16 protein-coding genes and 1 tRNA gene are annotated in these 17127 nt (G+C 67.4%); 11 read left to right on the top strand and 6 right to left on the bottom strand.

Annotated elements, in window-relative coordinates; genetic code table 11:
• Positions 1 to 2 precede the first annotated feature (2 nt).
• Together flgL and OSC27_RS08765 are read left to right on the top strand one after the other, a co-directional pair.
• Positions 3 to 887, top strand: coding sequence for a flagellar hook-associated protein FlgL (flgL, locus tag OSC27_RS08770; protein ID WP_267181054.1), 885 nt, complete (start codon positions 3 to 5; stop codon positions 885 to 887).
• A complete protein-coding gene (locus OSC27_RS08765; protein WP_267181053.1) occupies positions 884 to 1309 on the top strand; it encodes a flagellar assembly protein FliW in 426 nt (141 codons plus the stop codon). The genes flgL and OSC27_RS08765 overlap by 4 nt, the downstream gene beginning before the upstream one ends.
• A 207-nt stretch (positions 1310 to 1516) precedes the next feature.
• Here OSC27_RS08765 and OSC27_RS08760 read toward each other — a convergent pair whose 3' ends face one another.
• The 4 genes from OSC27_RS08760 to OSC27_RS08745 form a co-directional block, all read right to left on the bottom strand.
• Positions 1517 to 1930 carry a CBS domain-containing protein gene (locus OSC27_RS08760; protein ID WP_267181052.1) on the bottom strand — a complete coding sequence of 138 codons (414 nt, stop codon included), beginning with the start codon at positions 1928 to 1930 and terminating at the stop codon, positions 1517 to 1519.
• A gap of 89 nt (positions 1931 to 2019) precedes the next feature.
• Positions 2020 to 2322 carry a hypothetical protein gene (locus tag OSC27_RS08755; RefSeq protein WP_267181051.1) on the bottom strand — a complete coding sequence of 101 codons (303 nt, stop codon included), beginning with the start codon at positions 2320 to 2322 and terminating at the stop codon, positions 2020 to 2022.
• Positions 2323 to 2411: 89 nt separating this feature from the next.
• Positions 2412 to 2484, bottom strand: a tRNA-Val gene (locus OSC27_RS08750).
• A 39-nt stretch (positions 2485 to 2523) separates the two neighbouring features.
• Positions 2524 to 2994: a peroxiredoxin gene (locus tag OSC27_RS08745; protein WP_267181050.1), complete on the bottom strand. Its 471-nt coding sequence runs from the start codon at positions 2992 to 2994 to the stop codon at positions 2524 to 2526.
• Positions 2995 to 3188: 194 nt separating this feature from the next.
• Here OSC27_RS08745 and aceE point away from each other — a divergent pair, with 194 nt between their 5' ends.
• The 6 genes from aceE (at position 3189) to OSC27_RS08715 (ending at position 10965) form a co-directional block, all read left to right on the top strand.
• Positions 3189 to 5915 (top strand): pyruvate dehydrogenase (acetyl-transferring), homodimeric type, encoded by a 2727-nt coding sequence (gene aceE, locus OSC27_RS08740; RefSeq protein WP_267181049.1) that lies wholly within the window; start codon positions 3189 to 3191, stop codon positions 5913 to 5915.
• Between the two features lie 14 nt (positions 5916 to 5929).
• Positions 5930 to 7132, top strand: coding sequence for a PucR family transcriptional regulator (locus tag OSC27_RS08735; RefSeq protein WP_267181048.1), 1203 nt, complete (start codon positions 5930 to 5932; stop codon positions 7130 to 7132).
• Between the two features lie 228 nt (positions 7133 to 7360).
• Positions 7361 to 8275, top strand: coding sequence for an ACP S-malonyltransferase (locus OSC27_RS08730; RefSeq protein ID WP_267181047.1), 915 nt, complete (start codon positions 7361 to 7363; stop codon positions 8273 to 8275).
• 47 nt (positions 8276 to 8322) lie between these two features.
• Positions 8323 to 9327, top strand: a complete 1005-nt coding sequence (locus OSC27_RS08725; RefSeq protein WP_267181046.1) for a beta-ketoacyl-ACP synthase III — start codon at positions 8323 to 8325, stop codon at positions 9325 to 9327.
• Between the two features lie 42 nt (positions 9328 to 9369).
• Complete coding sequence (locus tag OSC27_RS08720) at positions 9370 to 9618, top strand: acyl carrier protein (RefSeq protein ID WP_267181045.1); 249 nt, start codon at positions 9370 to 9372, stop codon at positions 9616 to 9618.
• Positions 9619 to 9726: 108 nt separating this feature from the next.
• The gene (locus tag OSC27_RS08715) at positions 9727 to 10965 is read left to right on the top strand and encodes a beta-ketoacyl-[acyl-carrier-protein] synthase family protein (protein ID WP_267181044.1); all 1239 of its coding nucleotides are present in this window, start codon (positions 9727 to 9729) and stop codon (positions 10963 to 10965) included.
• Positions 10966 to 11233: 268 nt separating this feature from the next.
• Here OSC27_RS08715 and OSC27_RS08710 read toward each other — a convergent pair whose 3' ends face one another.
• Positions 11234 to 11737, bottom strand: coding sequence for a DUF3145 domain-containing protein (locus tag OSC27_RS08710; protein WP_267181043.1), 504 nt, complete (start codon positions 11735 to 11737; stop codon positions 11234 to 11236).
• A gap of 254 nt (positions 11738 to 11991) precedes the next feature.
• Between OSC27_RS08710 and OSC27_RS08705 the strand changes: the two genes are divergently transcribed.
• The 3 genes from OSC27_RS08705 to OSC27_RS08695 all read left to right on the top strand — a co-directional run bounded on the left by OSC27_RS08705 (position 11992) and on the right by OSC27_RS08695 (position 16216).
• A complete protein-coding gene (locus OSC27_RS08705) occupies positions 11992 to 12615 on the top strand; it encodes a PadR family transcriptional regulator (protein WP_267181042.1) in 624 nt (207 codons plus the stop codon).
• Between the two features lie 89 nt (positions 12616 to 12704).
• A complete protein-coding gene (locus OSC27_RS08700; RefSeq protein ID WP_267181174.1) occupies positions 12705 to 13394 on the top strand; it encodes an ABC transporter ATP-binding protein in 690 nt (229 codons plus the stop codon).
• Positions 13391 to 16216, top strand: coding sequence for an FtsX-like permease family protein (locus tag OSC27_RS08695; protein WP_267181041.1), 2826 nt, complete (start codon positions 13391 to 13393; stop codon positions 16214 to 16216). Before OSC27_RS08700 ends, OSC27_RS08695 begins: the two co-directional genes overlap by 4 nt.
• A 44-nt stretch (positions 16217 to 16260) precedes the next feature.
• Here the strand turns inward: OSC27_RS08695 and OSC27_RS08690 are convergent, their stop codons facing one another.
• Positions 16261 to 17109: a DUF1684 domain-containing protein gene (locus OSC27_RS08690; protein WP_267181040.1), complete on the bottom strand. Its 849-nt coding sequence runs from the start codon at positions 17107 to 17109 to the stop codon at positions 16261 to 16263.
• Between the last annotated feature and the right edge of the window lie 18 nt (positions 17110 to 17127).

Below are 17127 nucleotides of genomic sequence, written 5' to 3'. Positions count from 1 at the left end.
ACGTGATCACACGCGTGACGAACCAGATGCTGATGAGCTCGGCGCACCGCAACCTCCAGGCGAACATGGTTGCGCTGGCCAAGCTGCAGGAGCAGGCGTCGAGCCACAAGCAGATCCAGCTGCCGTCGGACGATCCGCTTGGCACGGCGGCGAGCCTCAGCATCCATTCTCAGCAGAGCGCCAACGCACAGTATGGGCGCAATATCGGGGATGCCGACTCGTGGCTCACCATGGTCGACTCAACGATCTCGGCCGGCACCACCGTGATGCACCGGGTTCGCGACCTCGTCGTGCGCGGCTCCAACGACGGTTCGATGTCGCAGAGCGCCAAGAACGACATCGCCACCGAGCTCGACAGCCTGAAGAGCGAGCTTCTCGGCCAGGCCAACACCTCGCTGCAGGGCCGCAACATCTTCGCGGGCAACTCGACGGCTGGCGCGGCATTCGCACCGGACTACACCTACACGGGCGCCTCGGGCAGCACCGTGCAGCGCCGCATCGACGCGTCGACGACGGTGCGCGTCGACGCGGACGGCTCGGCAGTCTACGGCGACGGCGACGCGTCGGTGTTCGCTCTGATCGACAAGATCACCACGGATCTGCGCGCCGGCACCAACGTGAGCGGCTATCTCACGCAGATCGACGACCGCATGAGTTCCATGCTCACGGTGCAGGCCTCGGTCGGCACGCGGCAGAATCAGGTGGATCGAGCCCAGGAGGCGAACATGCAGAAGGCAACATCGCTCGAGGCGCAGAGGTCGGGTGTCGAAGACATCGATATTGCGAAGTCGATTCTCGACCTGCAGACGCAGCAGACGACGTATCAGGCGGCGCTCGCCACGACGGCGCGTGTGCTGCAGCCGACACTGATGGACTTCCTCAGTTGAGCGCGGCGACCGTGACCGACCAGCAGAACTCTGCGCCGCTCAGCGCGACGCTCGCGTTCGTGGAACCGCCGTTCGGCCTCGAGCCGACGACGGCGTTCACCCTCACCGAGGTCTCCGGGAGCGCCGGACTGTTCTCGCTTCGGGCCGAGGATCAGGGCGGCATCCGCCTCTTCGTGCTCGATGCCGGCCAGTACCTGCCTGACTACACGCCCGAGCTGACCGACGAGCAATGCGACGCCATCGACGTGAAGGCGCCGGAGGACGTTCTGCTGCTCGTGGTGGCGAACCCCGGCGCAGACGGCATCACGGTCAATCAGCGCGCGCCCATTGTGGTCAATGTGCACACGGGCGCCGCGGCGCAGGTGATTCTCGAATCGGATGCGTGGCCGCTGCGTGCCGAGTTGGCTGCGCGCACGGCCTGAGGCTCCTGACGGACTGCTGCCGCCTGCCTACTTGTCGTCGCGGTAGGGTGCTTTGGCGAGCGCGCGCCCGGCCGCGATGAGCTCGACGCCACCGATGACGACGATCGCTCCGATGATGCTCCACATGACGATGTCCATGCCTCAAGTATGGCATCGTGCGGGCGCGCCGGCTGCCCCGGCAGCGCGCGCCAACGCGCCCGCGAGCCGTTAGAGCGACAACTTCTCCAGCAACTCGCCTACCCGGTCGTCGTCGATGTTCAAGGCGATGTCGGCCTGACTCACCATTCCCACCAGATCGTGCCCGTCGATGACCGGCAGGCGTCGCACCTGATGCTGCTTCATCGTGTCAAGCGCCTCCTCGATCTCATCGTCCGCTCCGATGGTCACGGGCTTGCCTTGTGCGAGGCTGCCCGCGCTGGTCTCGCGAGGGTCCCCGCCGTCGGCGAGGCATTTCACGACGATGTCGCGGTCGGTGAGGATGCCCGTCAACCGGTTGTCGTCTCCGCAGATGGGCAGTACGCCCACGTCGAGGTCGCGCATCTTCTTCGCTGCGGCCTCGAGACTCTCGTTCTCGCCGATGCATTCGACGCCCGGGGTCATAATGTCTTTCGCGGTGGTCATGGCGGTTCCTTCCGTGTCGCGGTTGGCCGTCACGGTAACCCTGGCCGCGAGAACCCGTAACCCCCCTGCTGGGTAGAGGAGGGGAAAGGCTACGCGTCGTCCACGGCGACCTGCTGAAGCAGGAGGAACCCTTCGGGAACGGCAGCGCGCAGTGCCGCCGCGGCCTCCGTCTGCGTGACGCCGTCGGCCTCGACGTCGCGTACGTCGCCGCTGCGTGCGATGGCACGCATCGTGACCGGCTCGCCGGGCTTCGCGCTCACGGTCGTGACGTCGACCAACTCATAGCCGTCGGGCATGCCGCTGATCGCCACCGCTCGTGCCTCGGATGCGGTCAGGCCGCTGCCCTCGTTGGTCCAGCTCTTCGTCGATCGAATTGTGCCGCGCAGTTTCACAGGCTCAAGGCTACGACGTGCGCGGCTGATGGAGCCTCCGATCATCACCGGGCGGGAGCGAGCCACCGATGCGACATCGGAGAACTAGGTGGGCCCTGCCGGGATCGAACCGACGACATCCACGGTGTAAACGTGGCGCTCTACCAGCTGAGCTAAAGGCCCATCGCGCAAGCGATGCCCTGCAATAGTAGCGGGATGCGCCTATGCCGCGGGCTGCAGGCTCTCGAGCGCGGCGCGGTATGCCGCGAACGGGCGCGGCTCCCCCGGCGCCGTGATGAAGCTCGCGCGAATCACGCCGCCGGCGTCGATGAGGAACGTGGCCCGGTTCGCGAACCCCTTGTGCTCGAGAAACACGCCGTACTCCTTCGCCACCTGGCCGTGCGGCCAGAAGTCGGCGAGCAGCGTGAAGTCGTAGCCCTCCTGCTCGGCCCAGGCGCGCAGCGTGTGCTTCGAGTCGACCGAGATGCCGATGAGCTCCACGCCGTCGGCGCGAAACAGGTCGATGTGGTCGCGCAGTTCGCACAGCTCGCTCGTGCACACGCCCGAGAAGGCCAGTGGGAAGAAGACGAGCGCGACCGCCCGCCTGCCCTGAAAGTCGCTCAGGCGAATCGTCTCGCCATGCTGGCTGAGCAGTTCGAAGTCCGGAGCCTGGGTGTCGTTCTCCAGCGCCATGAGGTGTTTCCCTTTCCTCGCCCGCGCACGGTGGCGACGCGCAGGCACGGTCACAAAGCATAGACCGGATGCGCGACAAGGCCAATGTCCGCGACGCACGTATGCACTCGCTAGGCTGACGATGGCTCGCGAGTCGCAACCCGGCGCCGGCGGCCGATGGACGACCCGTTCCCACGCACAGAAAGAGGTCGAGGGTGACCGTCAACGACCAGGACCCTTACTCGGTGGACAACATCGACGCCGATCCCGACGAGACCGCCGAGTGGAACGAGTCGCTCGACGCCCTCGTCGCCGCCCACGGGCGCCAGCGTGCGCGCGAGATCATGCTCAGCCTGCTCAAGCGCTCCAAGGAGCTGCACCTGGGCGTGCCCATGGTGCCGACCACCGACTACGTCAACACGATCGCACCCGAGAACGAGCCTGACTTTCCCGGCGACGAGGAGATCGAGCGCCGCTATCGCCGCTGGATCCGCTGGAACGCCGCCATCACCGTGCACCGCTCGCAACGCCCCGGCATCGCCGTCGGCGGGCACATCTCGACCTACGCGTCCTCCGCCGCTCTGTATGAGGTCGGCCACAACTACTTCTTCCGCGGGCCGGATGCCCCGGGCGGCGCCGATCAGGTCTTCTATCAGGGCCACGCCTCCCCCGGCATGTACGCTCGCGCCTTCCTCGAGGGCCGGCTCGGCGAAGTGGATCTCGACGGCTTTCGCCAGGAGAAGTCGCATGCGCCGCACGGCCTGCCCTCCTACCCGCACCCGCGGCTCATGCCCGAGTTCTGGCAGTTCCCCACCGTCTCCATGGGCATCGGGCCCATCAACGCCATCTACCAGGCGCAGCTCAACAAGTACCTGACCAACCGCGGAATCAAGGACGCGGGCGACCAGCACGTATGGGCGTTCCTCGGCGACGGCGAGATGGACGAGGTCGAGAGCCGCGGCCAGCTACAGGTCGCCGCCAACGAAGGCCTCGACAACCTCACGTTTGTCATCAACTGCAACCTGCAGCGTCTCGACGGCCCCGTGCGCGGCAACGGCAAGATCATCCAGGAGCTCGAAAGCTTCTTCCGCGGCGCCGGCTGGAACGTCATCAAGGTCATCTGGGGCCGCGAGTGGGATTCCCTGCTCGCCGCCGACACCGAGGGCGCCCTGCTGAACGTCATGAACATGACACCGGATGGCGACTACCAGACGTACAAGGCCGAGAGCGGCGCCTACGTCCGTGAGAACTTCTTCGGTCGCGACCCGCGCGCTCTCGAGCTCGTGAAGGACTACTCGGACGAGCAGGTCTGGAACCTCAAGCGCGGCGGCCACGACTACCGCAAGGTCTACGCGGCATTCAAGGCGGCGACCGAGCACAAGGGCCAGCCCACCGTGATCCTCGCAAAGACGGTCAAGGGCTACGGGCTCGGCCCGTCGTTCGAGGGCCGCAACGCGACGCACCAGATGAAGAAGCTCACGCTCGACAACCTGAAGACGTTCCGCGATGCCATGCGCGTGCCCATCACCGACGCTCAACTCGAAGAGAACCCGTACCTGCCGCCCTACTATCACCCGGGCCGGGACGACGAGGCGATCGAGTACCTGCACGAGCGCCGGCGTGCGCTCGGCGGCTACCTGCCCGAGCGGCGGGTGCGCTACCAGCAGCTCACCCTGCCCGAGGATTCGGCCTACGCCATCTCGAAGAAGGGGTCGGGCACGCAGGAGATCGCCACCACGATGGCGTTCGTGCGCCTGCTGAAGGATCTGCTGCGGGTGAAGGGTTTCGGCCACCGCATCGTGCCGATCATCCCGGACGAGGCGCGCACGTTCGGCATGGACGCGTTCTTCCCGAACGCCAAGATCTACAACCCGAACGGCCAGCACTACACGTCGGTCGATCGGGAGTTGCTGCTCGCGTATAAGGAGAGCGAGCAGGGGCAGATCATTCACGTCGGCATCAACGAGGCGGGGGCGACCGCCGCGTTCACCGCCGTCGGCACGTCGTATTCGACGCAGGGCGAGCCGCTCATCCCCGTCTATATCTTCTATTCCATGTTCGGCTTCCAGCGCACCGGAGACGCGCTCTGGGCCGCGGGCGACCAGATGACGCGCGGCTTCATCATGGGCGCCACCGCGGGCCGCACCACGCTCACGGGCGAGGGGCTGCAGCACGCAGACGGCCATTCGCCGCTGTTGGCGTCCACCAACCCCGCCGTCGTCGCGTACGACCCGGCGTACGGGTACGAAATCGGCCACATCGTGCGCAGTGGACTCGAGCGCATGTACGGCGGGCAGCATGCCGACCCCAACGTCATGTACTACCTCACGGTGTACAACGAGCCCATGGTGCAGCCCGCCGAGCCGGAGGGGCTCGACGTCGACGGTGTCGTGCGCGGCATCTATCGGCTCAGCGAGGGCCAGACCACCGGCCCGAAGGCGCAGCTGATGGCCTCCGGCGTCGCAGTGCCGTGGGCGCTCGAGGCGCAGCGACTGCTCGCCGACGACTGGGGTGTCTCGGCCGACGTCTGGTCGGTCACCTCGTGGTCCGAGCTGCGTCGCGACGCGCTCGACGCCGAGCAGCACAATTTCATGAACCCGGATGCCGAGGCGCGGGTGCCGTACCTGACCACGAAGCTTGCCGGCGCATCCGGTCCCTTCGTCGCAACGACCGACTACATGCATGCGGTGCCGGATCAGATCCGTGCGTGGGTGCCGGGCGACTACGCGACGCTCGGCGCCGACGGCTTCGGATTCTCGGACACGCGGCCCGCGGCACGGCGCTTCTTCACGATCGACGGCCCATCGATGGTGGTGCGCACGCTGGAGCTGCTGTCCGCTCGGGGTCAGGTTGCGGCATCCGTGCCCTCTGAGGCGATCGCGAAGTACCGGCTGCACGACGTGAACGCCGGCACGACCGGCTCCGCCGGCGGTGAGAGCTGATTCCCGCGACGACCGTGCCGAAGACCAAAGAGGAGACGCTCGCCTGGCTGCGCAAGATCTCGGGCGAGCTCGCGACAACGACCCTGAAGAGGCTCGAGGAGACGCTGCCCTGGTACGGCGACATGCCGCCGGGGCGGCGCTCGGCCGTTGGCCTGGTCGCACAGGCCGGCATTTCGTCGTTCATCTCGTGGTTCGACGACCCCCGCTCGACTCCGTGGATCGCCGCCGACGTGTTCGGTGCGGCGCCGCGAGAACTGTTGCGCAGCGTGAGCCTGCAGCAGACGCTGCAACTCATCCGCGTGGTCGTCGAAGTGGTCGAGGAGCGCGTCAAGGACGGCGGCGAGCCGCTGCGTGAAGCCATCCTGCTCTACTCTCGCGAGATCGCGTTCGCCTCGGCAGACGTGTACGCGCGCGCCGCAGAGGCACGCGGACTGTGGGATGCGCGCCTGGAGGCGCTCGTCGTCGACTCGATCCTCACCGGCGAATACGACGACGAGCTGCCGAGCCGCATCGCCGCGCTCGGCTGGCACGGCCACGGCGAGGTCAGCGTGCTCGTCGGCACGGCACCGCCCGTGCTCGACGTGGACCAGCTGCGGCGCACGGCCCGACACATGTCGGCCGACGTGCTGATCGGCGTTCAAGGCAACCGTCTCGTGCTCGTCATCGGCCGCGCCCGCCCGAGCGAGGAGGAGCCGGATGAGACGATCGGCGCCGAGCCGCTCGTGAGCTTCCTCGAGATGGCCGGACAGCTCGAGTACGGGTTCGGCCCCGGCCACCTGGTGCTCGGCCACGAGGTGCCGAACATCGTCGACGCGTCCAAGAGCGCAAAGGCCGCGTTGGCGGGCTTCGCGGTCGCACGCGCCTGGCGCAACTGTCCGCGGCCCGTGCACGCCGACGACCTGCTGCCCGAGCGGGCCCTGGCCGGCGACCCGCTCGCCCGCGGCACGCTCGTGGGACGCATCTATCGCCCGCTGCATGAGCACTCGACCGAACTCATGACCACCCTGTGGTGTTACCTCGACAACGGGCGCTCGCTCGAGGCAACTGCCCGCGAGCTCTTCGTGCACCCGAACACGGTGCGGTATCGGCTGAAGCGGGTCTCCGACGTGATCGGCTGGGATGCGACGGGGGCGCGCGAGGCGCTCATTCTGCAGACCGCGCTCATCGTCGGCTCCATCAACGACCCCGACGGCCCCGCACGCCCCCGCCGCCGCTGAGCAGGTTGAGGAGCGGCCGCAGGCCTCGTCTCGAAACCCCGTCGCCGCACTGGGTTTCGAGACGGCCGCTTCGCGGCCTCCTCAACCCGCTCACGCCGCCTTGGGTTTCGAGACGGCCGCTTCGCGGTCTCCTCAACCCGCCTCCTGTGGGGCACGAACAAACGTTCGCCGCATTCTTCGTGCAGTGTCGACACCGGCGGCATCCGATCAGTTGGCAGACTAGAGGGCGTGATCGTCATCGCCTGCCCGGGTCAGGGCTCCCAGACTCCCGGCTTCCTCTCCCCCTGGATCGCCGAAGAGAGGTTCAAAGACCAGCTCTCCTCCATATCGGATGCGGTCGGGCTCGACCTCATCGCCCATGGCACCACGAGCGACGCCGACACCATTCGCGACACCGCCGTCGCCCAGCCGCTCATCGTCGCTGCGGGCCTCCTGGCGCTCGGAGTGCTCCTCGAGGACGGCAGGCGTGAGCGCGTCGGCGGCATCGCCGGGCACTCGGTCGGCGAGCTCACGGCCGCGGCCGGAGCCGGCGTGCTCAGCGAGAACGACGCCGTCGCGTTCGTGCGCGAGCGCGGGCGCGCCATGGCACAGGCCGCCTCTCTCGAGCCCACGGGCATGAGCGCCGTGATCGGCGCCGACGAGGCCGAGCTTCTCGAGAAACTCGCGGCTCTCGGGCTCTCCCCCGCCAACTACAACGGCGGCGGCCAGATCGTGGTGGCGGGAGCGCTCAATTCGCTTGCTGCGCTGGCTGAGGAGCCGCCTGCGCGCGCCCGCGTCATCCCGCTGCAGGTTGCCGGTGCGTTCCACACCCGCTACATGAGGCCGGCCGTGGACGGGCTGCGCGACTTCGCCGCCGCCCTGCCTGTTCAGGACCCGACAGTGCGACTCTGGAGCAACCACGACGGCACCGTCGTCGATGACGGGCGCCGCTTCGTCGATCTGCTGGTCGGCCAGGTGTCTTCGCCCGTACGCTGGGATCTGTGCATGCAGTCGTTCCAGGCTGCCGGCATCACCGGGCTCATCGAGGTGACCCCGGCCGGTGCGCTCAGCGGGCTCGCCAAGCGCGGGCTGAAGGGCGTGCCGACCGTCGCCATCAAGACACCGGACGACCTGCCTGCCGCGCTCGAACTGCTCGACGCGTAGGCGTAGGCGTAGTGAGCAGCCCAGACGACAGGCACAGAGAGAAGGCCATGAACCAGCCCCAGATCCACGCGCGCGAGGGCGCTCGGCACACCCGCATCCTCGGCCTCGGCGCCGCACGTGGCGACATCGACGTGCCGAACGATGACATCATCGGCCCCATCAACTCGTCTGACGAGTGGATCCGCCAACGCACCGGCATCATCAGCCGTAAGCGGGCGAGCAAAGACGTTCTCGCGGTCGACCTCGCCACCGAGGCTTCGCTCGAGGCGATCGAGCGAAGCGGCGTGCGCCCGGAAGAGATCGACCTCGTGATCGTCGCCACCATCAGCAACTCGATGCAGACGCCGTCGATGGCGTCGCTCCTGGCCGAGCGCGTGCGTGCGGCGCCCGCGGCGGCGTACGACATCAGCGCGGCATGCGCCGGTTACGCGTACGCGACCGCGCAGGCCGACGCGCTGATCAAGGCGGGCGTCTCCAACTACGCGCTCGTGGTCGGCGCCGAGAAGCTGTCCGACATCATCGACCCCACCGACCGCAGCATCTCGTTCCTGCTCGCCGACGGCGCGGGCGCGGCGGTCATCGGCCCGAGCGAGACCCCGGGCATCTCGCAGACCGTGTGGGGCTCCGACGGCTCCAAGTGGGATGCCGTGGGCATGAACGGCACGCTGCAGGAGTTCCGGCGTGGCGAGGTCGAGTGGCCGACGCTGCGTCAGGAGGGTCAGACGGTCTTCCGCTGGGCCGTATGGGACATGGCGAAGGTCGCCGCTCAGGCGCTCGTCGTGGCCGGCATCACGAGCGACGACCTCTCCGCCTTCATCCCGCACCAGGCGAACATGCGCATCATCGATGAGCTTGCCAAGCAGCTCAAGCTGCCGGATTCTGTTGTGCGCGCGCGGGATATCGAGACGATGGGAAACACCTCAGCCGCATCCATACCGCTTGCAACCCACCGCCTGCTCGAGGAGCATCCGGAGCTGAGCGGCGGCCTCGCCCTGCAGATCGGCTTCGGCGCCGGCCTTGTGTTCGGGGCGCAGGTAGTAGTCCTCCCGTAAGATAATCAACGGTCACTCGACACCATCCAAGGAGAAAACAACATGGCATTGTCCACCGAAGAAGTTCTTGCCGGCCTGGCCGAACTCATCAACGACGAGACCGGCATTGCAACCGACACGGTTGAGCTGGACAAGTCGTTCACCGACGACCTCGACATCGACTCGATCTCGATGATGACCATCGTGGTCAACGCCGAGGACAAGTTCGACGTGAAGATTCCCGACGACGAGGTTAAGAACCTCAAGACCGTCGGTGACGCCGTCGACTTCATCGTCAAGGCCCAGGCCTAACCACCTTCGATCCGCGCCGTCCGTCCGGGCCGCCCGGGCGGACGTCGCGTGTCTTTCGCACGATCGCCATAACGTTCGCTTCTTGCTCGACCACGGAGAGTTGCCGTCATGACCCCCAAGAAAATCGTCGTCACCGGGCTGGGTGCGAGTTCTCCGCTCGGTGGGAACGTCGCCGACACCTGGAAGGCGCTGCTCGCCGGCGAGTCCGGCGTTCGCTCGCTGACGCACGACTGGATCGACCAGTACGAGCTTCCCGTCACCTTCGCCGCCGAGGCGAAGGTGCGCCCGGAGGAGGTCCTGGCCCGACCCGAGGCGAAGCGGCTCGACCCCTCATCGCAGTTCGCCGTCATCTCGGCGCGCGAGGCCTGGGCGGATGCCGGGGAGCCCGACGTGGAGCCTGAGCGACTCGGCGTCGACTACGCGACCGGCATCGGCGGCCTCTGGAGCCTCCTCGACGCCTGGGACACCCTGCGCGAGCGAGGCCCGCGTCGCGTGCTGCCCATGACGGTGCCGATGCTCATGCCCAACGCGGCCTCCGCGGCCATCTCCATGAGCTTCCACGCGCGCGCGTTTGCCCGCACGGTGGCGTCGGCCTGCGCATCCAGCACCGAGTCCATTGCGAACGCGTACGAGCACCTGCAGCTCGGTCTCGCCGACGTCATCATCGCCGGTGGCACCGAATCCGCCATCCACCCCATCACCCTCGCGGCGTTCTCGTCGATGCAGGCGCTGTCGAGGCGCAACGACTCGCCGGAGACAGCCTCACGTCCGTACAACGTCGACCGTGACGGGTTCGTCATGGGCGAGGGCGCCGCCAGCATCGTGCTGGAGACCGAGGAGCACGCGCTCGCCCGCGGGGCGCGCATCTACGCCGAACTCGCCGGTGGCGGCATCACGGCCGACTCGTACCACATCACCGCGAACGACCCCGAGGGGCTAGGCGCCTCCCGCGCTATTGCCCTCGCGCTCGACCACGCGGGAGCCAGTCCCGCCGACGTCGCACACATCAACGCGCACGCCACCAGCACGCCCGTGGGCGACGTGGCAGAGTACGCCGCGTTGAAGGTGGCCTTCGGGGATCGGCTGCACGACATCCCGGTCTCTGCGACGAAGGGTGCCACCGGCCACCTGCTCGGCGGCACGGGCGCGCTCGAGGCCATCTTCACGATCCTCGCACTCCACGAGCGCACGGCACCGCCGACGATCAACCTGACCGATCAGGATCCGGCGATCCCGCTTGATGTCGTCACGTCGCCGCGTGCGCTGCCGTCGGGCGACCTGCTCGCCATCAGCAACTCGTTCGGCTTCGGCGGCCACAACGCTGTCGCCGCGTTCCGCACAGCCTGACGCCGTCGCGGGGCCCCGCAACCCGCGCCGCCGGTTGAGGAGGCGCGCAGCGCCGTCTCGAAACCCGATGCCCCAACACAAGAGATCCCGACCGGGAAGCCACCGGTCGGGATCTCTTCTTGTTCCAAAACGACGGTGATTTCGGCTGCTCGCGGCCGGGAAGCCATCCAACTCGCGTGCTGCGCGCCATATTGCCATCGTTTTGAGTCTGTGTGTTGTTCTGAGTGTTCCTCGCGTTCCTTGGCTTTGCTGCTGAACGGGCTGAGAGTCAGCCGACCTTGTGCAGCCAGACGACCGCCGTGTCATCGCCCGCATAACGGAAGGGCTCGAGCTCGTCGTCCCAGGCCTGGCCGAGGGCGAGGCGAAGCTCTCGATGCAGTTCCAGCGCGTTCGATCCGGCGACCTCCATGGCGTAGCGCACCCGGTCCTCCGGGATCACGAGATTGCCGGCCGTGTCGGTCTGCGCGTAGAAGATGCCGAGGTCGGGCGTGTGCACCCAGCGAGCGCCGTCGGTGCCGAGCCCGGCATCCTCTGTCACCTCGTAGCGAAGGTGCTCCCACCCTCGCAAGGCGGAGGCGATGGAGGCGCCAGTTCCGGCGGGGCCCTCCCAGTAGAACTCGGTGCGCTGGGCGCCCTTCAGAACGGGCTGCTCTTCCCACGTGAAATTCACGGCACGCCCGAGAGCGCGCCCTGCAGCCCACTCAACATGTGGGCAGAGCGCGCGAGGAGAGGAGTGCACGTAAAGCACCCCTCGCGCTGTCTGTGCCGTCATGGTTTTCCTCCGTTCGATCAGGTGCGTCTTCCCCTACGACCCGATGACCGGAACCTCACGGCAACTGTTATGCAATTGTCACGACTGACGTCGTTACCTGCATTATGCCGCAGCGAGCCTTGAAATCACAACACTGTAGTGCCTCGGCGGGTCACGGCGACGACACGCGCACCGCGCATCCTTGACTCGAGTGCATGTCGGGTATATCAATTCCCTGTACCTATTTACTGGGCATTCATTTTTACGGAGGCACGATGTCGATCCGCCAGAGCCTGCTCGCCATACTGGATCAGGGCCCGTGCTACGGCTACCAGTTGCGCTCCGAGTTCGATCGGCGCACCGGCTCGACCTGGCCGCTCAACGTCGGTCAGATCTACAACACGCTTGATCGTCTCGAGCGGGACGGTCTCGTCGAGAAGGCCAACACCGACGACGCGGGCCACGTGTATTACGCGATCACGGATGCCGGCAGAGCAGATGTCGTCCGCTGGCTCGGCTCTCCCGTGGTGCGTGCCGGCAACACCCGCGACGAACTCGCCATCAAGCTCGCGATCGCGGTTACGCTGCCCGGTGTCGACATCGCGGACGTCATTCAAGTTCAGCGCGCTGCCAGCCTGCGTGTGCTGCAGGACCTGACCAAAGCGAAGAACGCCGTTACCCAGCCGGAATCGGCCGACGATCTCGCTGGCCTCCTCATCATCGACTCGCTCATCTTCCAGGCCGAGGCCGAGGTGCGCTGGCTTGACCATTCCGAGTCGACGCTGGCGCGGGCGGTCGCGGCCGGCGTCGCCGGAGCCCTGCCGCTGAGCACCGAGACGCCCAAGCGCGGGCGCCCCGTGAAATCGGTCGAGCCTCGACCGGCAGGCGGCGAGCGATGAGCGCCAGGCGAGCGACGTTCGCTCCCGCCGACGAGGCGTCGCCGCGCCCCGACGGACGTGACGAACTGCTGCGGCTTGACGGCGTCGCCATGCACTACGGCAAGGGCGAGACGTCGGTCACCGCACTCGCGGGAATCGACCTCACCGTGTCGCGGGGCGAACTCGTGGCGGTGATGGGCGCATCCGGTTCGGGAAAATCGACGCTGCTCACCATCGCCGGCGGGCTCACCACGCCCACCAGCGGCGAGGTGATCATCGAGGGGCAGTGGATCTCGGACATGCCCGCGTGGAAGATCGCGATGCTGCGTCGGCGCACCCTCGGGTTCGTGTTTCAGGACTTCAATCTGATTCCCGCCCTCACCGCGCTCGAGAATGTGACACTCCCCCTCGAGCTCGACGGATGGCCGCACCGCAAGGCCCGCTCGGCCGGCCTCGACGCACTCGCCGCAGTTGAACTCGACGACCGTGCGGATCGGTTTCCCGACGATCTCTCCGGCGGTCAGCAGCAGCGTGTCGCGATCGCCAGAGCGATCGTCGGCACGCGCCGGCTGATCCTCGCTGACGAGCCCACCGGCGCGCTGGACTCGACGACCGGCGAGATCGTGCTGCGCATGCTGCGCACGAGAGTGGATGCCGGAGCAGGCGGCATCCTCGTGACCCACGATGCACGGCACGCGGCATGGGCCGACCGCATCGTCTTCATTCGAGACGGCCGCATTGTCGACCACAGCACCGCTGACACCGCCGAGTCACTGCTCGCCGGCAAGCACACCGCATGAGTGCCGTCTCGCGCCTGCGCATCGCCCTGCGAATCGCGCGGCGGTCGAGCAGACGCGCGCCAGGCCGCAGCGCCCTGATCGTCGCACTGATCGCCCTTCCCGTCGCCGGCATGGCGGCCGTCATGCTCGTGCTACCGAGCACACATGCGACGACTGCCGAGCGCGTGCGGGTGCAGCTCGGCGAGACGCAGGCATACGTTCAGGTCGTCAGCTCGCCCGGGAGCGGCGTTGAGCAGGATCCGTTCTCTACCGGGTGGGGCAGCAGCGGGGAACAGGGCACGAGTTCAGAACAGAAGACGCTCGATGAGCTCTTCGCCCCGGGCACGCCGATGATTCCCGTGCGGCAAAGCAGCGTCACCGTGCGCACCAAGGCCGGCGTCGGGGTGATGAACGTCACCGAGGGCGAGACCTGGAGCCCCACGCTACGTGGCGCGTACAAACTCTCCACTGGCCGCGCGCCAGAAGGCGCCGACGAGATCCTCGCGACCCAGGGCGCGCTGAAGCGACTCGGCGCCACGGTGGGCGGTCGTGTCGATCTCATCGCACCTGTCGCGCGAGAGGTGACGGTTGTCGGCGTGCTGGATGACCGGGCACGACCGTCGTCGATGGAGCAACTGTTCGGCCAGCCTGCCGCATTCGGCGACCAGGCCGACCTGCTTAGCGACCCACAATCAAGCGCGTACCTTCCGAACACGGTGCTGGACTGGGATGCCGTCAAGCACTTGAATACGCAGGGCGCCGTCGCGGTCTCGCGCCATGTCGCGTTTCATCCGCCGAAGCCTGGCGAGTACAACATGTCCTCCGGCGATGGCGGCATGGGCAGCCAGTTGCTGATGGCCGCGATCATCATCGGTTTCGCTCTGCTTGAAGTGACGCTGCTCGCGGGTGCCGCGTTCATGGTCGGCGCCCGGGCGCAGGAACGCTCGCTCGCAACCGTCGCCAGCGTCGGCGCTCCCCGCTCCACCCTGCTCTCGATCATCACGAGCAATGGTCTCGTTCTCGGGGCGGTCGGCGGAGTCGTCGGCGTCGGCGCGGGAATCGGGATCGGCTCCGTGTTCATGGCCATGACCGACAACGGCAGTGCCACTCGCTACTGGGGCTACCACCTCTCGTGGCCCATCATGGCGGGCGTCGCGCTCGCCGCCGTCGCGATCGGCTGGCTGGGCGCCCTTGTTCCCGCTGTGCGTGCCTCACGCATCGACATCGTCGCTGCGCTGCGGGGCGCCAGGCGGCCGTCGCCGATTCGGCGCCGTCGCCCGATCGTCGGAGTGGTTCTCATGGCACTCGGCGTGGCCGTGTCGTTGGCCGGCGGCGGTCTCCTGCTCGTGGCCAACCGAGAGAACCAGGGCAACTCACTCCTCAGCTGGGCATCGGTCGGCGCGCTGGTGGGCGGCCCGATCATCATCCAGCTGGGGCTGATCCTCTGCTGTGGCCTCATCCTGCGTGTGCTCGCCCGCGTGTTCACCCGCGGTGCCGTCTCTGGCCGCCTCGCCGCGCGTGATGCGGCGCGCAACCCGGGGCGCAGCGTTCCCGCGCTCGCCGTCGTCATGACGACGGTATTCGTTGCCGTGTTCGCGATGGCGATGATCAGCAGCACGGAGGTCACCGGCAGAGCGAACTACGAGTACCAGGCGCAGATCGATCAGGTTCGTATGCGACTGATCTATTGGGACGAGAACACGGTGAAGCCGATCGACGCGGCTGACGCCGTTTCGGCTGTGCGCACGGGGATGGACGTGGACGCTATCGCGACGCTGAAGGCCGTCTCGGACCCCCGCACAATGGCGTCACAGGGTGAATTGCCCGAGGGAGCCACACCGAAGACTCTCGTGCCGTCGCTCGCGATCCCTGACGCGAATCAATGCGCTTTGGATTACGGCTCCGTCAACTACGACATGGCGGCTGCGGAGAACGGCACTACAGAGAATGCGAAGGCGCTCGCCGACTGGCGGTGCCAGGATCGGCACGCCCTGCAGGGGTCGTGGACCGACGGAGACGGGCAGATTTGGGTCGGCACCGCCGCAGACCTTGCCGTCGTCATCGGGGCAAAGCCGAGCGCGGAAGCCCGCGCGGCTCTCGCCGCTGGCGACGCCGTCGCATTGCACCCGCAGTACCTTGAGAATGGCCGGATCACACTCGAGTGGCGCGCCATGGCGTACTGGCAGGATCCCGAGCACCTGACAAAACATCCGGCCGCCGCGCGAACAGCGCATGTCAATGGCGTACTCCAGAAGACCGACCACTCGCTGCCGTATGGGGTCTTCATCTCGGCGAAAACCGCCGAGGCGCTCGGCCTGCACTATGAGAACGAGCTCGTGCTCGCGTCGACGGCTTCTCCCCCGACGCAGGAACAGATCGACGCGACGAACGCAGCCATGGATACCGTGACCGGCATCCCCGGCGGCTACTACACGAATGTCGAGAGGGGGCCATCGTCGATGGCGAGCGGGTTCGCTTGGGCCCTGCTCGCGCTGGCAGGAGTCGTCGCGATCGGAGCTGCCGCTGTTGCCATCGGTCTCGCGCGTGCGGACGGTCGAAAGGATCAGGCGGCGCTCACGGCAGTGGGAGCGAGTCCCTTCGTGCGGCGAGGCTTCGGCTTCTGGCAGGCGATCATTCTGACGGGGGTCGGCTCGGTGCTCGGCGCCGCGGTCGGCCTTGTTCCAGCCCTCGCGCTGACCTTGCCCGGATCGCAGACGACGTTCGCCGCGCCATGGCTGCAGATCGTGGCAACGGCGGTATTGATGCCGCTAGTAATCGGCGCCGGCACGTGGGTGTTCAGCGGGCGGGGCGGGCAGGAGTTTCGTCGGGCCGCCATCGAGTGACCGGGCGGTGGCAAATAGCCTGCGGTGGCCGCTCCTCAACCCGCTTACGGGTGCAGGAGAGCGCCCTGCGTGTTGAGCACGTTCTTCTCGCCGGCCTCGATGGGGACCGCGAAGCGGTTCTGGCGCGGGGGCATGGGGCAGTTGAAGTTGTAGCTGAAGGCGCACGGCGGCAGCACGGCGCGGTTGAAGTCGAGCGTGATCGTGCCGTCGGCGTTCGGAGCGACGAAGAGGAAGCGGCCGACCGAGTACGAGGTGTCGCCGCTCGTGGCATCCGCGAAAACCAGCTGCAGGGCCCGGCCCGCCTTGAACGCGGCGAGGTTGTAGTCGACGCCGTCTTTGCTGAACGTGATCTCGCCCGGAATCACCATCTCGCGCGTCTTGCCGTCATCTTTCAGGTGCTCGAAGCCGATGGTGGTGCCCTCGGGGTTCTGCGTGAACCGCCCTTGAATGACCCACTCGCGGTTGTAGTCGAAGGTGTCGATGCTGCCGAAGTTCTGGATGTCTTCCGATGCGGCATCCCACACACGCAGGGCATAGCCCTCGTCGCCGTGGATGACGAAGCCCGTGACCGTGTCGCTGAAGACGACGCTGCTCGGCGCCGCATCGTCTTTGCCCCGAACAACCGCCTCGCCATCGACGACCTCACCGTCGACCACGATGTTGTCTGATGCCGCAGCCGTCACCTTCAGGCCGGACCGGCCCTCCGGCAGCGGCGACCAGAGACCAGGAACGCCCCACACGGCCTGCCCCGCGACATCCGCATCGCCGGTGATCCACTGCGTGTTCACGAGCGCCAGGTTGCCCTGCGGCTGCGTGACCGCAAGCTCGCGGCGCGCTCTGTAGACCGCCAGGAGCGCGGCGGGGTCGGTGGTCGTAGCGGTGGATTCGGTCATGGGATCCATCCTCTGTCA

It is taken from the genome of Microbacterium sp. STN6 (genome assembly GCF_026410545.1).
Lineage (GTDB): Bacteria > Actinomycetota > Actinomycetes > Actinomycetales > Microbacteriaceae > Root112D2.
This window is presented reverse-complemented; position numbering and strand designations above follow the sequence as displayed.